General features: G+C 67.0%; 11 protein-coding genes and 1 pseudogene. 5 read left to right on the forward strand and 7 right to left on the reverse strand.

Translation table 11 applies throughout. The annotated features are described in order from the left end of the window. The first annotated feature begins 324 nt into the window (after positions 1-324). Positions 325-2,754 carry a DUF3772 domain-containing protein gene (locus tag AC5P5R_RS18240; protein ID WP_100438967.1) on the forward strand — a complete coding sequence of 810 codons (2,430 nt, stop codon included), beginning with the start codon at positions 325-327 and terminating at the stop codon, positions 2,752-2,754. A gap of 34 nt (positions 2,755-2,788) precedes the next feature. Here AC5P5R_RS18240 and AC5P5R_RS18245 read toward each other — a convergent pair whose 3' ends face one another. Together AC5P5R_RS18245 and AC5P5R_RS18250 are read right to left on the reverse strand one after the other, a co-directional pair. Then, entirely contained in the window at positions 2,789-4,894 is a 2,106-nt protein-coding gene (locus tag AC5P5R_RS18245; RefSeq protein WP_032967261.1) for a phosphoglycerol transferase I, read from the reverse strand. 244 nt (positions 4,895-5,138) lie between these two features. Further along, positions 5,139-6,785 (reverse strand): annotated as a pseudogene (locus AC5P5R_RS18250) (ABC1 kinase family protein); the annotation flags it as partial. Positions 6,786-6,992: 207 nt separating this feature from the next. Here AC5P5R_RS18250 and AC5P5R_RS18255 point away from each other — a divergent pair. After that, positions 6,993-7,919 (forward strand): DUF808 domain-containing protein, encoded by a 927-nt coding sequence (locus AC5P5R_RS18255; RefSeq protein ID WP_005411357.1) that lies wholly within the window; start codon positions 6,993-6,995, stop codon positions 7,917-7,919. A 107-nt stretch (positions 7,920-8,026) separates the two neighbouring features. Here the strand turns inward: AC5P5R_RS18255 and AC5P5R_RS18260 are convergent, their stop codons facing one another. After that, positions 8,027-9,565, reverse strand: coding sequence for a GGDEF domain-containing protein (locus AC5P5R_RS18260; RefSeq protein ID WP_100438966.1), 1,539 nt, complete (start codon positions 9,563-9,565; stop codon positions 8,027-8,029). Between the two features lie 106 nt (positions 9,566-9,671). Between AC5P5R_RS18260 and AC5P5R_RS18265 the strand changes: the two genes are divergently transcribed. The 3 genes from AC5P5R_RS18265 to AC5P5R_RS18275 all read left to right on the forward strand — a co-directional run bounded on the left by AC5P5R_RS18265 (position 9,672) and on the right by AC5P5R_RS18275 (position 11,588). Then, positions 9,672-10,307 (forward strand): Rossmann-fold NAD(P)-binding domain-containing protein, encoded by a 636-nt coding sequence (locus AC5P5R_RS18265; RefSeq protein WP_172476275.1) that lies wholly within the window; start codon positions 9,672-9,674, stop codon positions 10,305-10,307. After that, complete coding sequence (locus tag AC5P5R_RS18270) at positions 10,307-11,014, forward strand: helix-turn-helix transcriptional regulator (protein ID WP_076739681.1); 708 nt, start codon at positions 10,307-10,309, stop codon at positions 11,012-11,014. The genes AC5P5R_RS18265 and AC5P5R_RS18270 overlap by 1 nt, the downstream gene beginning before the upstream one ends. Positions 11,015-11,201: 187 nt before the next feature. Beyond that, a complete protein-coding gene (locus AC5P5R_RS18275) occupies positions 11,202-11,588 on the forward strand; it encodes a VOC family protein (RefSeq protein WP_076739680.1) in 387 nt (128 codons plus the stop codon). 138 nt (positions 11,589-11,726) lie between these two features. Here the strand turns inward: AC5P5R_RS18275 and AC5P5R_RS18280 are convergent, their stop codons facing one another. From AC5P5R_RS18280 to pdhA, 4 genes are read right to left on the reverse strand one after another with little or no spacing between them, the layout of a single operon-like run. Beyond that, positions 11,727-13,124 (reverse strand): dihydrolipoamide acetyltransferase family protein, encoded by a 1,398-nt coding sequence (locus AC5P5R_RS18280; protein WP_012481459.1) that lies wholly within the window; start codon positions 13,122-13,124, stop codon positions 11,727-11,729. Next, positions 13,121-13,474: an SH3 domain-containing protein gene (locus AC5P5R_RS18285; protein WP_005411349.1), complete on the reverse strand. Its 354-nt coding sequence runs from the start codon at positions 13,472-13,474 to the stop codon at positions 13,121-13,123. The genes AC5P5R_RS18280 and AC5P5R_RS18285 overlap by 4 nt, the downstream gene beginning before the upstream one ends. Before the next feature lies 1 nt (position 13,475). Further along, entirely contained in the window at positions 13,476-14,543 is a 1,068-nt protein-coding gene (locus AC5P5R_RS18290) for an alpha-ketoacid dehydrogenase subunit beta (RefSeq protein ID WP_005414714.1), read from the reverse strand. Then, complete coding sequence (gene pdhA / locus AC5P5R_RS18295; protein ID WP_005411347.1) at positions 14,536-15,618, reverse strand: pyruvate dehydrogenase (acetyl-transferring) E1 component subunit alpha; 1,083 nt, start codon at positions 15,616-15,618, stop codon at positions 14,536-14,538. Before pdhA ends, AC5P5R_RS18290 begins: the two co-directional genes overlap by 8 nt. Positions 15,619-15,787: the final 169 nt, after the last annotated feature.

The following is a 15,787-nucleotide window of genomic DNA, read 5'->3' on the forward strand; positions in this document are numbered from 1 at the left end:
GACGGTCAAACGGGCATTTTTATGGTGGTTCATCCGGGCTCTTTGGGGTCTGGAGAGGTGTGGTAACCACCATTTTCCAAAGATGTCCCGGATGAACAACGTACAGAGAGATCACAACTAACAGTCGACTCTACCCCGTCGATTCGCCCGGCCACGATCACCCCGCCGCAATCGCCAGGCCGTTATCGCCCCGTCGTGACCACCCCGCGCCATCACCCCGTCGAAGCTCCCATCACGGTGGCTGTGGTCCTCTGCCCCACCATCCGGCCTTTACCGCCTGTGCCGTATAGTCGCGCGCAGGCGCGGTGGTCCGCGCGAAACGGTGTGGCTGGCGTGTCTTCTTTCCTGCGATCGATCCGTGCACGGGGGCCTTGGCTGGCCCTGCTGCTGTGCACTGCCTTCCTGCTGTCCGCACCGGTGCTGGCCCAGGATGAGGACCCCACGCCGAAGCAGCAACTGGCGGACATCGATTCCAGGCTGAAGGAGGTCGAGCGCAAGCGGGGCGATGCAGAGGCCATCGAGACACTGGCGATGCTGTCCGAGAATGCCTCGCAGGCCCGGCGCGATGCCGAAGCGCTGGAGAAGGCGTTGCAGCCGCAGCTGGATCGGATCAGCGAACAGCTGGCGCAGCTGGGCACGCCTGCGGAAGGCACCACCGAACCGCCGGAACTGGCCGCGCAACGACGCACCATCACCAAACAGCGCGACGGCCTGGCCGCGTCGGTAGCGCAGGCCAAGGCCAGTGCCGTGCGTGCTCAGCAGCTGGCAGCCGACATCGACCAGCAGCGCACTGCGCAACGCGCCGAAGACATGGGGAAGAAGGTCGCCTCGCCGTTGTCTCCGGCGCTGTGGAGCAAGGTGGCCGAGCGCCTGCCGATCGATATCGCACGCGTTGCGCCGTTGGCCGAGCAGGGGCGCGATACGTTTGTTGCTGGTGTCCGGGCCAATGGCTGGGGCACGCCGTTGCTGGGCCTGCTGGCCGCGCTGGTGATGATGTTCCCGCTGCGGCTGTGGCTGCGCAGGCTGGGGCGGCGCTTTGCGGCGTCCGAGCGTGCGCCGGACGGTCGCCTGCGGCGATCCGGCCTGGCCATGTGGCTGCTGCTGGTCGGTACGCTGCTGCCCGGCTATGCCGTGGTGGTGCTGATGGCAGCGCTCGATGCGATCGATGCGATTGCGCCGCGCCTGCAGGTGGTGGCCGACGGCCTGGAGACGGCCACCTTCCGCGCCGCCTTCATTGCGGCGCTCAGCGCGTGCATGCTGGTACCCAAGCGTCCGTCGTGGCGGTTGCTGAATCTGGATGACACCGCCGCACTCAAGCTGCGCAAGTACGCGTGGGGCGCGGCGGCGCTGGCCTGGCTGAGCACGGTGCTGGTCGCCCTCGATCAGGCCACGCGTACCAGCGACGTCACCACGGTGGCGCTGGACGGCCTGATTGCGCTGACCTACCTCGGCCTGATCATGGCCATGCTGGTGACCCTGGCACGCCTGCATCGCCGGCAGACCGCCGAGGCCGAGGCCAAGCTGGAGGCACAGGCCGATGGCGTGGGCGCGGCCACGCCGGTGCGTCGCAGCAGCTGGCTGGTACTGGCCCGGGTAGCGGGCAACATCGCGGTGGTGGCGGCCATCATCGCCACATTGCTGGGCTACCTGAACTTCGCCAAGTTCGTGAACCAGCAGCTGATCGGCGGCAGCATCGTAGTGCTGGCCGCGTCCCTGCTGTTCAAGTTCGTCGATGACCTGAGCACCTGGATGCTCAACGCCGACAGCAAGGTTGGCCAGACCATCCTGCTCAGCACCGGCCTGAGCGTATCGCGGCTGGAGCAGGCCGGCGTGCTGCTGTCGGCGGCGTTGCGTACCATCGTCGTACTGATCGCGCTGCTGGCCCTGGTGGCACCGTTCGGCAACATCGGCGCGGTGGTGGAGCGCTTCACTTCACTGTTCACGACCGGATTCGATATCGGTGGCACCAAGCTGGCACCGGCGGGGATCGTGTTGGCGGTACTGGCGCTACTGGCCGGCCTGGCGATCACCCAGCTGGTGCAGCGCTGGCTGACCGACACCTACCTGCCCAAGACCGAACTGGACCTGGGCGCACGCAACTCGGTCAGTACCGTTGCCCGTTACGTGGGCATCATCATCGCGGTGATCTGGGCGCTGAGCGCGATGGGCCTGCAGCTGAGCAAGCTGGCGTTGCTGGTCAGTGCGCTGTCAGTGGGTATCGGTTTCGGCCTGCAGGTGATTACCCAGAACTTCGTCTCCGGCCTGATCCTGCTGGCCGAGCGCCCGGTGAAGATCGGCGACTGGGTGAAGCTGGGCGACCAGGAGGGCGACATCCGCCGCATCAGCCTGCGTTCGACCGAGATCCAGGTGGGCGACAAGTCGACGCTGATCGTGCCCAACTCCGAGCTGGTCACCAAGACCGTGCGCAACATGACGATGGGCAACAACCAAGGCCGCATCCAGATCCAGTTCGCGGTGCCGCCCAGCACCGATGTCGGCAACCTGCGGCAGGCGTTGCTGGATGCGTACACCGCGCATACCAACGTGCTGAAGCAGCCGGCGCCGACGGTCTACATCGACAGCATTGCCGGTGGCCAGATCACCATCAACAGCTTCGCGTACGTCGCCAGCCCGCGGCAGGTCTACGCCACCCGCAGCGATCTGTACTTCAGCCTGCTGCAGATACTGGCGGAGCGGAACATTCCGCTGTCGACCCCGACCGATATCCACATCACCCGCGATCCGCAGGAGTAGGGGGTTTTTGCAGGGCGCAGCCCCGCAAAGAGCCCTACCCCCGCGGTCGGCCGCGCGAGGGCACCAGTGCGAACGTATCCACTGCCAGCTTCTCGGCATGGTTCAACCACGCGCGGATCTCCAGATCATCCACTTCGTGGTCCAGCCCGAACGACACGTTGATCTTGCCGTTGGCATCGGGCTGCACCCACTGCTGGGCCAGCACCACCTTGCGCTGCGAGGACACCGCCTCGATCCAGAAACCACGATCCGGCCGCGTGCTCGCCACCAGCTGCAGCATGTACTGGCCGGCGCGGGTGCGGCGCCCCTTCTGGGTGATCATGTGCGCCTGGCGCACGCTCGGGCGCGGGCCCTGGAATGCGTCCAGCGGTGCGTCCACGGCAATGCCGCCACGCAGGTCGTTGTCGCGGTACAGCTTGATGCCGTTGTCACGGTTGACCAGCAGGGCGCACCAGTCGCCGTCGGCCGAGCCGTCCTCGAACGCGGTGCAGCGGTCGACATAGGCCAGGGTGTTGTCCGGGTCGGCATCATCAAACTGGCGCGAGGTGTTCTCCAGATACACGGACTTCAGGCCCCAGTCCTTGTCGTACTCCAGCAGCACCGGCGGCTGCACGTGCTGCAGGCCCACCACCACCTGGTCATCGCCATCGATCCTCAGCTCGCGGGTCGGCTCACCCAGCCACAGCGAGCGGGCGAAGGCGAGGTACTGCGGGTAATCTCGGCCGCCATCACGCTGGGTGGCCACGCTGGCGCTGGGCGCGCGCTGGGTATCGATCAGTGAACGGCCAAAGCCCATCGTCTTCAGGTTCGGGTCCAGCAGGCTGAGCAGGGTCGCACCCGAATCCAGGGTGGTGCCGGCGTCGGCGCTGAGCTGCTGCGGGGCAATGCCATCGCCCAGGAAAAGCAGCAGGTTCTCGCGCTTCTGCCGGGTCAGGATGTGGGTCAGATCGTTGGGCATCGCCAGGTGGTCGGAGGCGATCACGATCAGCGTGTCCTTGCCGTACGGGCTGGCCTGGATGCGTTCGACCAGCTGCGAGATCAGCCGGTCACTGCACTTGAGCGCGTTGAGCATGTTGATGTTGCCGTACTGGCTCTGGTAGCGCTCGCCCTTGCACGACACCGGCAGGTGGCCCGCCGGGTGGTGGGTGTCCATGGTGAGCGTGGTGAGCATGAACGGCGAGCCGGCGCGCGAGAGCTGTTCGAAGCGCTGGTAGGCGGTATCCAGCAGCACGTCGTCGTGCACGCCCCAGGCGGAGTAGTGGATGCGTCCGATCTTTTTCTGCTGCTTGAACCAGGCGAGGTCATGCACTTCGTCAAAACCGTGGCTGGCCAGGAACTGGCCCTTGCCGGCGAACTGGCCGTTGGCCCCGCCCAGGTAATGGTTGGTATAGCCCTGCTGCTTCAGGTAGTCGCCCAGGCACACTGCCTTAGGCAGGAAGCTGCCCATCCGGTCCATGCTGTTCTCATCGCCCTGCGAGGTGGTCAGCGGCACGCCGCACATCGACGACACCAGGCCGGCAATGGTCCAGCCGCTGCCCTCGGCCGAGGCCAGGTTGCGCACGTCCAGCGACTCGGACGCCAGCCGGTTGAGATTGGGCATCAGGCCCGGGAATACGTTTTCGTCCAGGTAGGTGCGCTCCAGGCTCTCGCCGTAGATCCAGACGATGTTGCGCGGGCGCTGCAGCGGCTGCGTCGGTACCTGGTATTCGGGGGCGATGCGGGCGAAGTCGACCGGGCGCAGCTGCTGGTACAGGCGTTGGCCGTCGCGGGCCAGCGGGCTGATCATGATCGTGGCCACCCACACGGCCGCGAAGCCCGCGAACAGCGCGCCACCGTGGCCGGGCCGGCGCCAGCGCTTCACCCGCGTGGCGAACAGCGGCAGCAGCGAGACCAGCGCCAGCACGATGAAGCCGGCGATGTAGCCCTTGAAGTCGGAGACTCCGGCGCCTTCCATGTCGGCGCCGAGGTGGTACAGCGTGGCGGCGTTGAGCCCATCACCGGACAGCTTGTCGATCAGCCACCATGCGCTGAGCGTGAGCAGCAGCAGCGAGAACGCACTGGCCTTCCACCACACCCATTTGCCGGACGCGAGGAACAACCAGCACAGCAGCAACAACGACAGCAGCAGTATCCAGAGCATAGGCAGCTTCGGCAGTGACGGGGTGGTGGTGATGGACGTCGTACCGACGCGTGTCCATCCGACCGGCGCTGCCGCAAGCACATGCATGTGACAGACCGATGACCCGATAGTGCATGCACGAACCTGACTGAAATGTTTGTTGAAATGACGCGCGCGAAATCGCGCTCAGAAGGTAAAACGAGCGTGAAAGGCTTCGTTGGATTGCATTAAAAACCGCATGAATACGGGTGTTTTCGTAGATTCGCTAGCGATGCCCGCGCTCTTCGCGTGCCCGCGCGCGACGATCGAACAGCAATGCACTGGTCACGATGCCAAGGCCGAGCACTACGCCGATGAACAACAGAATCAGGGCGATGAGCGGGTAGCCGAACAGATGCCAGCCGGTGTCGATCTTCATCATCATCGCGGCGGCCATGATCAATGCCGCGCTGATGATGCCGGCCGCCACGCGGTTGGCGATCTTCTGCAGGTTCTCCATCAGCCGCGATTCTTCCAGGCCCGTCACCTTCATCTGCAGACGGTTCTCGGCCAGCAGCGCCATGATGTCCGACAGCTTGCGCGGCCCATCGCGCAGCAGCTGCTGCAGCTCCATCGCCTCGCTGGCGATGTTGGCTGCGGACAGTGATTTTTTCAGGCGCGCACGCATCACGTGCTGCAGCTGGCGTTCGACGATACGGCGGGTATCCAGGTCCGGTGCCAGCAACCGGCATACGGTTTCCAGGTTGAGCAGCGCCTTGCCGAGCAGACTCAGTTCCGGCGGTGTGCGCAGGCCGCAGGCGGTGGCGATGCGCACCATGTCCAGCACCACGCGGCCTTCGGAGAAACTGCCGCTGGCGGCGTAGCGCGCGATCAGCTGGCCGGTCTCGCGCAGGTAGCGCTCTTCGTCGAAGGCCTCCAGCCGCGTGCTGATGCTGATCAGATCGTCGGCAACTTCCTCGCCACGGCCATCGACTGCGGCGAACAGAATCTTCAGCAGCCGCTCGCGCAGGCGTGGCGGCATGTGCGCGACCATGCCCAGGTCGAAGATCGCCAGCCGTCCATCGGGCATCACCCGCAGGTTGCCGGGGTGCGGGTCGGCGTGGATCTCGCCGTGCACGAAGATCTGGTCCAGGTAGCCGCGGATCAGCGCCGCCGCCAGCGGGTCCATCGATTGTTCGGTGCGGCGCACATCGGGAATCGCATCCACGCGCACGCCGGTGGCCAGTTCCATGGTCAGCACGCGCTGGCTGCTGTAGTCCCACAGCGGCTGCGGAATCCACAGGCGGCGGAACGGCTTCAGGTGTCGGCCGAAACGGGCCAGGTTCTCGGCCTCGGCGTGGTAGTCCAGCTCCTGCATCAGGGTCTTTGCGAACTCGTTGAGCCAGTCGCGCAGGCGCACGCGGCGGCCTACCTGGGTCAGGTGGTCGGCGGCCAGCGCGAAGCTGCGCAGCGCCTCCAGGTCCGAGCGAAGTTGTGCAGCCACTTCAGGCTTCTGCACTTTCACTGCCACCTGGCGTCCGTCGTGCAGCACCGCGCGATGCACCTGCGCGATCGAGGCACAGCCCAGCGGTTCGGGATCGAATGAGGCGAACAGCTTGTTCACCGGTGCGCCCAGCTCCTGCTCGACGATCGCATGGATGCGCTCGACCGGAATCTCGGCCACCTTTTCCTGCATGCGCTCCAGGGCTGTGGCGAACTCCACCGGCACCATGTCCGGGCGCGTGGACAGCATCTGGCCCAGCTTGACGAAGGTCGGGCCCAGCGCTTCCAGATCGCTGACGAACTGTTCCGGGTTGCCGTCCGCGGGAACGTCGGCTGGATTGCCTGCGGCATCCAGGTTCATGCCCGAGAACACCCCTGAATGGCGATAGCGCATCAGCAGGCGCAGGATCTGGCTGCGCCGGTTCATGCCTTTGACCAGCGGAGGATTGCCATTGGCGGTGGGCGGATTGCTCAAGCGGAACTCCCATGCGACGAAGACAGGTAGCGCCGGCCACGGGCCGGCGATGTCCGGATTCCGCAGTGTCGCCGGGGGGCGGTGGGCACGCGGTGAATCCGACGTCTTCCGCAGTCCACACCGGATCGGTCAGAATCCGCTCATTCCCTCTCTGGACTTCCCATGGCCGGTGCCAGCCTGTTCGCCCTGCTCGACGATATCGCCACCCTCCTCGACGATGTCTCGGTCCTGACCAAGGTCGCGGCGAAGAAAACCGCCGGCGTGCTGGGCGACGACCTGGCGCTGAACGCGCAGCAGGTCACCGGGGTCAACGCCAACCGCGAACTGCCGGTGGTGTGGGCGGTGGCCAAGGGCTCGCTGGTCAACAAGGTGATCCTGGTGCCCGCAGCATTGGCGATCAGTGCGCTGGAGGCCTGGCTGCACAGCCGCGGCTGGAACGTGCCGCTGATCGTGCCGTTGATGATGATCGGCGGCGCGTTCCTGTGCTTTGAGGGCGTTGAGAAGCTGGCACACCGGTTCCTGCACTCAGCCGAGGACGACGCCGAGCATCAGGCCGAGCGGCGCAAGGCGCTGGCCGACGCGCAGGTGGACATGGTGGCGTGGGAGAAGGACAAGGTAAAAGGCGCGATCCGCACCGACTTCATCCTCTCGGCCGAGATCATCGTACTGACCCTGGGCGTGGTCGCCACCGCATCGTTCACCAACCAGCTGGTCACGCTGGCCGTGGTTGCACTGGCGATGACGGTCTTCGTCTATGGGCTGGTAGCGGGCATCGTGAAGCTCGATGACGTCGGCCTGTACCTGTCGCGCAAGGGTGGGGCCGTGGCCGCCTTCGGTCGCGGCCTGGTGGCCTCGGCGCCGTGGCTGATGAAGTTCCTGTCGGTGGCCGGCACCATTGCCATGTTCCTGGTGGGCGGAGGCATCCTGGTGCACAACGTGCCGGCGCTGCACCACGCAGTACAGGCGATGGGCGGCGAGGGGCAGTGGGGCTGGCTGGTCAGCGCGGTGGGTAACATGGTGGTCGGCATCATCGCCGGTGCCATCGTGCTCGCGGCGGTGACCGGGTTCCAGAAGCTGCGCGGCAAGTAATCACCGGCGGGTCGCGAGGTAGAGGCCGACCTTGGTCGGCGCTTCGTTTGGCGCGCGTGCCAACCAAGGTTGGCACCTACCAAAGCGGTTCGCGACGGGCCGGACGGTCAGCCCGCCTGCACCCGGTTCTTGCCCTGTCGCTTGGCCGCATACAACGCGTCATCCGCACGGCGCAGCAAAGCCTCGGTATCGTCGCCCGGCTGCCATTGCGCCAGCCCGGCGCTGAAGTGCACCGGCACGCGCCGGTCCTGCACGGTCAGCACGCGGTGCGCCAGTGAGCGTTGCAGGCGCTGCACGGTAGCCATGCTGTCGGCACCCTGGGTTTCTGGCAGCACCAGCACGAACTCGTCGCCACCCAGCCGTGCGATGCCGTCGGTAGCGCGCAGCAGCAGCCTGCAAACGGCCACCAGGTGCTGCAGTAACGCATCGCCGCCGGCGTGGCCGTGCGCCTCGTTGGTCAGGTGGAAGTCATCCAGGTCGATCACCGCCACGCCCAGCGGTGAGTCGTTGCGCGCAGCACGCGCCAGTTCACGCTGCAGCAGTTCGTCCAGGCCGCGGCGGTTCAGCGCCTGGGTCAGCGGATCGATGCGCGCCAGGTCACCGGCGGCACGCAGTTCCTGCTCCAGCTCGGCAATGCGCTGTTCGGCGCGTTCCACTTCCTGCCGCGCATTGGCCAGGTGATCGCGGGCCTGCGCGGCCTGTTGCTGCACCTTGCCGGTGTCGCGCATCACGTCCTGCAGCAGCTGGTTGAGGTCGGCGATGCTACGCGCCTCGCGCAGCTGCAGTGCGTAGCTGCCGATGCGGTCGTGGTACTCGCCGGTGCTGGTGGCCATGCCATCCATGCGCTCGATGAACTCGCCCATCAACCCGCGCATGGCTGCCTTTGAATCGTCGATGCCCTGGCGCAGCAGGCCCTGCTTGTAGATCACTTCGCGCAGTTCGGCACGGGTGCGCTCGACTGCCTCGGCTTCCAGCGGCCCGTCCAGCAGCTGGCGCACCGCCGCGATCTGGCCCTGCAGCCAACTGCGGTCGTCCAGCAGCTCGCTCACGTTTTCCAACAGCAGCGCGAACAGTTCCAGCAGCAGCGCCTGCTGCTCCTGCCAGCTCTCGGCACGCACGCCGACCTGGTGCCCGAGTTCGCGCACGCCCTGTTCGATCGGCTCCAGTGCGGTACCCGGCTGCCACTGGCGCAGGCGCGTGGCCAGCGCCTGCGCTTGTTCGCGCAGATCCGGGTCGTGCTGCAGCAGGGCCACCACGGCGCCACCCAGCAGCAGCCGCAGCTGCTCGGACAGGCGCAGGCTTTCCGGCTGTCCGTCCGGCGAATGCTGTTCGATGGTGCGGATGTACTTGTCGATCAACTGCCGCATCGCGCGCCCGTAGCGCGGCCAGTCGGCACTGGCCTGCGCCGACTGCAGGCGGTCGCCCATGTCACCCAGTTCGCCGGGCAGGGTGGCCATGCCGTTGGCGAAGGCGGCCAGCAGCGGTTCCGGCGCGTCGGCGCCGGCGAACAGCTGCTGCAGTGCCACGCCACCACCGCCCTGCAGTACCACGCGGTCGCCCAGCCCATCGTCCACCACCGCGCGCACGCGTGCCGGCGGCCCAAGGGCGGTACCGGGGGCAGGGCGGTGGTCGGGCTGGTCCGTCATGGAGCGAATCCTGGGGGCTGGCAGGGACTGGTTCCAGCATATCGGCGCGTCCGCCGACGGCTTGAACGGCTAGGATGGGCGACAGGATGCCGCAGTGGAGGTGGTGATGCGCGTGATGTTGCTGGGGGCGACCGGCCTGGTCGGTGGGCTGACTCTGCCCAGGCTGCTGGACGACCTGCGCTGCAGCGCCGTGATCGCCCCGACCCGTCGTCCGTTGGGCGCAGCCCACGGGAAGCTGGAGAACCCGGTACTGGCCTTCGATGCGCTGCCCGCCGCAGCCGGGTGGGCGGGCGTGGACGCGGTCATCTGCGCGCTCGGCAGCACCATTGCCCAGGCTGGCAGCCGCGAGGCCTTCCATCGCATCGACCATGATTACCCGCTGGCGTTCGCCCGTCTGGCGCAGGCACAGGGTGCGCAGACCTATGTGCTGAATTCCGCAGCCGGTGCCGATCCGCGGTCGTCGATCTTCTACAGCCGGGTAAAGGGTGAATTGGAGCGCGATCTGCGCGCGCTGGGCTTCACCTCGTTGACCCTGGTCCGCCCAGGGTTGATCGGTGGCGAGCGCAACGAGGTGCGGCGCGGTGAGCGTCTCGCGCTGAAGGTGCTGGGCGTGCTGGGGCCGGTACTGCCGCGGGCGTGGCGGATCAACCCGGCCAGCGAGATCGCCAAGGCGCTGGTCGAGGCCGCGCTGGCCCCGCAACCGGGTGAGCACGTGGTGGCATCGAGCGCACTGGCCGGCTGATGTCACGTGCGCTGCGCCTGACCCAGCTTCAACAGCTGCTGCGCCGCCATCGGCGGCCGGTGGCCGGGCAGGTGCTGGCCGACGCGCTGGGTATCAGCCTGCGCACGCTGTACCGCGATATCGAAACCCTGCGCGAGCAGGGCGCCGACCTGCGCGGCGAGGCCGGCGTCGGCTACCAGCTGACGCCCAGCGACACCCTGCCGCCGATGACCCTGCCACCGGCCGAGATCGACGCACTGGTGCTGGGCCTGCGCTGGGTTGCGGCCCGTACCGAACCCGCGTTGGCCGAAGCCGCACGCGATGCCCTGGCGCGTATCGCCCATGTGTTGCCCGCAGCGCGGCGCGAGGCCCTGCGTGACAGTGGCCTGCGGGTGGGCCCTTCGCGTGCGGCGGCCAAGGTTCCCCCAGCTCGTCTGCAGGCCGTGCGAGAGGCTGTCGGTTCACAGCAGCGCCTGAAGTTCGGCTACGAGGACGCGCACGGTCAGCGCAGCGAGCGGATCGTCTGGCCGTTCGCACTGGGCTACTTCGATGAGGTGCCGATGCTGGCGGCGTGGTGTGAGCGCCGCGAGGACTTCAGGCATTTCAGGCTGGACCGCATCCGCCAGGTGCGCGTGCTGGAGGATCACTACCTCGTGCCACGCGCCACCCTGCTGCGACGCTGGCAGAAGGCGCAGGGCATCGCGCCGGACTGGCTGGACCGTTCATAACAGAGCAACAGCCGGGAGCGGGGGTAGAGTCGACTGTTAGTCGACTATCGCGCGCAGCGCGGAGTTTTAGGCAGGTTGAGGGAAGAGCAGTCGACTAACAGTCGACTCTACCAACAGTCGACTCTACTGACAGAATCTGTCAGCAGGGCCGTACCACCATGAGCGCTCCCAACAACGGAGCTTCCCCATGTTCACGCCCAGCACCCTGCTGCAGTACGTGCGCGACGTCGCCGCCAGCGCCACCTTCTACAGCGGCATCCTCGGCAAGCCGCCGGTCGAGCAGTCGCCCGGCTTCGCCCTGTTCCTGCTCGGCGATGGCGCCGCACTCGGCCTGTGGCAACGCGACGACGTGCAGCCTCCGGTGTCCGCGCAGGCAGGCGCCGCCGAACTGGCAATGGTGGTGGCCAACCCCGACGCCGTGCAGCAGATGCACGATGCGTGGCGCGCTCTTGGTGTGGAGATCCTGCAGGCGCCGGTGACGCTGGAGTTCGGCCATACTTTTGTCGGGGCAGATCCTGATGGCCACCGCCTGCGTGTGTACAGCCGCGCCGAGGGCCTGGTCGCGCGCGATTGATCGCCCGCATTGTGTAGATCCACGCCATGCGTGGATGGAGCGCGACGGAGCAGGCACAAAAAAACGCCGCGCAATGCCCGGCGTTTTCTCCAAGTCATGTGCCAACCAACGGTTGGCACCCACCGATCAGGTGGCCGATCAGCTGGCCAGCGCCAGGTCGTCCATCATTGCGCGCAGGAAGCGCGCCGCTTCGCCGCCGGTGGCCGCGCGGTGGTCGAAGGTGACCGACAGCGGGATCACCTTGTGCGCTTCCACGCCGCCCATCACCGGGGTCATCTGGTGGCGGGCACGGCCGGCACCGACGATGGCCACGCACGGCGGCACCACGACCGGGGTCGCGTAGCGGCCGGCGAACATGCCGAAGTTGGACAGCGAGATGGTGTAGCCGCTCAGTTCCGAGGCGGCGATCGAACGCGATTCCACCTGCTCGCGCAGGCGGTTGACGCCTTCGCGGATGCCACGTGCATCCAGCATGTCGGCATTGCGCAGGGCCGGCACGAACAGGCCGTCGTCGGTGTCCACGGCGATGCCGATGTCCACCTGCGCGTGCAGGGTACGGGTCAGCGCTTCACCGTCGAACCAGGCGTTCATCGCCGGCACCTTCTGTGCAGCGACCACGATCGAACGCACCAGGCGCGCGGTGACGTCGTTGCCCGGCAGCCAGGCATGGATGTCGGCGTCGTCGTTCAGCGTGGTCGGCACCACCTTGCTGTGCGCATCGGCCATCACGCGGGCCATGTTGCGGCGCACGCCCTTCAGCGGTTCCGGCTGGCCCTTGGCGACCACGCCCGGCGGCTGGGTGCGCATCGGCTTGCCGGCGGCGGACAGCGGGGTGCGGGCTTCGCTCTGCACCGGGGCAGACACCTGCGCCGGGGCCGGCGCGGCATAGGCAGCAGCGGCAACCGGTGCCGGAGCAGCGCCGAGCTTGGCGGTGCCGTTGGCGGCAGCCTGCTTGACGTCGGCCATGGTGACCGCGCCATCGGTGCCGGTAGCGGCCACGCGGCTCAGGTCCACGCCCAGCTTGCGCGCCATCGCACGCACGGCCGGCACGGCCTTGACGCCACCGACGGCCAGCGCCTGTTCGGCATGCACGGCATTGGAGCTCTGCATCGCACCGACCACGGTACCGGCGTCATCACGCTCGGCAGCGGCGGGCTTGGCTTCTTCTGCGGCCACCGGTGCGGCAGCAGCGGGAAGCGGCGGCGGGGTCGGTGCGGCAGCCGGCGCGGCCGGTGCGGCATGACCATGGCTGTGGCCGGTGTCCTGGCCATCGGCACGCTGCGGCAGGTTCGGGTCCAGTTCGAAGCTGGCCAGCACCGAGCCGGTGGGGATGATGTCGCCGGCACCGCCGGACAGCTTCAGCACCTTGCCGGAGAACGGCGAGGGCACTTCCACCACGGCCTTGGCGGTCTCCATCGAGACCAGCGGCTCGTCCAGCTTGATCACATCGCCTTCCTTGACGAACCACTCGACGATGGTCGCGTCCGGCAGGCCTTCGCCCAGGTCGGGCAGGTTGAAGTTCTTGGTCTGGCTCATTTGCAGTTCTCTTCCAGCAGTTCCAGTTCGCGGGCCGGCAGCCAACCCGTCGCGCCATTGGCGCGCTCGGACCACCACCACCCGCCGTGTTCGTGATGAAGCTTCACCATCTCGCCGCTTTCCACATCCAGCTCGCGGGCGTCGTAGTCGCACAAGGCTTCGGCGCGACCCTCGTCCAGCAGCTGCAACCAGGCGATGGGCGCCCATCCAGCGCGCCCATCGTTGGTGCGTACCCAGGCAAACGCCGGCCATTCCTCGTCACGGACACCTACTTCGACGATCTGGCCGGTGTGGAACCGGAGCGGGTTGGGATACTGGCTGCGGTAAGCCCCCAGAAGGCGGGCCCGCATGTCAGCCAGCCGCCACCGCGCGCTTGGCCGCAGCCACGATCCGCTCAACGCTCGGCAGGTACTTCATTTCCAGGCGGAAAAGCGGAATGTGGGTGTCGTAGCCAGTGACGCGCTCGACCGGGGCCAGCAGGTCGTAGATCGATTCCTCGGCCAGGCGCGCGGCGATCTCGGCGCCGAAGCCCGCGGTTTTCGGGGCCTCCTGCACGATCACGCAGCGGCCGGTCTTGGCCACCGATTCGGCGATGGTGGCGAAGTCCAGCGGACGCAGCGTGGCCACGTCGATGACTTCGGCACTGATGCCTTCGCCGGCCAGCTTGTCGGCCGCTTCCAGCGCTTCCTTCACCTGCGCGCCCCAGGTCACCAGGGTCACGTCGGTGCCGTCGCGCAGCACGAAGCAGACGTCCAGCGGCAAGGCTTCGCCGTCGTTGACGACCACTTCCTTGTACTGGCGGTAGATGCGCTTGGGCTCCATGTAGATCACCGGATCCGGTTCGCGGATCGCGGCCAGCAGCAGGCCATAGGCACGCTGCGGCGACGACGGCAGCACCACGCGCAGGCCCGGCACGTTGGTGAAGATCGCCTCGTTGGCTTCGCTGTGGTGTTCCGGCGCGCGGATGCCACCGCCCCACGGCACGCGCAGCACCATCGGGCAGTGCAGGCGGCCACGCGTGCGGTAACGCAGGCGGGCGGCGTGGCAGACGATATGATCGACCATCGGGTACATGAAGCCATCGAACTGGGCTTCGGCGACCGGCTTCATGCCCTGCGCGGCAAGACCAATCGTCAGGCCGGCGATGGTGGTTTCATCCAGCGGGGTGTCGAGGATGCGGTCCGAGCCGAAGCGCTGCTGCAGACCGGCAGTGGCGCGGAACACGCCGCCGTTGACGCCCACGTCTTCGCCCAGCACCAGCACCGACGGGTCGTGTTCCAGCTCCCAGGCCAGCGCCTGGGTGATGGCTTCGATGAGGGTGATCGGGGTGGTGGTCATGCTCTCTTCTCCGCGCGCGACCGCAGCGCTGTCGGCGGCGTTGGTGTGCGCGCCGGGCGCGCCGTTCTTGATCTCATCCATGGCGCTTCTCCAGGGCGATCGCCTGGGCACGCTGGGCCAGCAGGTCCGGCGGCGGATCGGCATACAGGAAGTCGAACATCGCCTCGACCGGCTGCACCGGCGTGTTGAGGTACAGGTTCACTTCCTCGTCCACGCGCGTGCCGCACTCGGCGACCCAAGCGGTTTCCTCTTCTTCGCTCCACACACCGGCATTGATCAGGTACTTGCGCAGGCGCAGCATCGGCTCGCGCTGCCAGGCATCCTTCACTTCGGCGTCGTCGCGGTAGCGGCGCGCGTCATCGGCGGTGGTGTGGTCGGACAGGCGGTAGGTCATCAGTTCCAGCACGGTGCCGCCGTCGCCGGCCAGCGCACGTTCGCGCGCCTGCTCCATGGCCGCCAGCACCGCGATCAGGTCGTTGCCGTCCACCTGCAGGCAGTGCAGGCCACCGGCCAGGCCCTTCTGCGCCAGTGTTTCGGCACCGGTCTGGGCCGAACGCGGAACCGAGATGGCCCAACCGTTGTTGACGATGCACAGGATCAGCGGGAGCTTGTAGGCGCCGGCCGAATTCAGTGCTGCGTAGAAGTCGGTCTTGGAACTGCCGCCGTCGCCGCACACCGCCACCGCGATCTGCGGTTCCTTGTTGAGCTTGAACTTCAGCGCCGCGCCTGCGGCATGCAGGCACTGGGTGGAAATCGGCACGCAGAACGGGAAGTCCTTGGCCGCGTTGCCGCCGTAATCGTTGCCGCGTTCGTCGCCGCCCCAGTACATCAGCACGTCGTGCGGGCGCACGCCACGCATGAACATCGCGCCATACTCGCGGTACGAAGGCGCGAACACGTCGTCCTTCTGCATCGCCGCGCCGATACCCACGTGCGCGGCTTCGTGGCCCAGGCAGGCGGCATAGGTGCCGAGCTTGCCGGTGCGCTGCAGTGCGATGGATTTGCTGTCGAACGTACGTACGAACAGCATCTGCTTGAACAGCGGTACCAGGACCTTGGGGTCGCGCAGCGACGCAGGCAGGTCATCGCGGACGAGTTTGCCGTCCGTATCCAGGTACTGCAGGTATTCGATCTTGAATTCAGCGGCAACCGTCATTGCGTACTGCACCTTCGACAGAGAAGTTACAAATGATATGAATCGCCATGTTAAGGAACGCGTACGGAATAGCCTTCCTGCGCCGCAACACGGGAATTCCCCGTTTTACCCCTGCCGGCGGGTGGGGGGCCAATAACAACAACGTATTCAGTCGTTGCTGCAAAGCATC

It is taken from the genome of Stenotrophomonas sp. YJH_SMC_19, assembly GCF_059367915.1.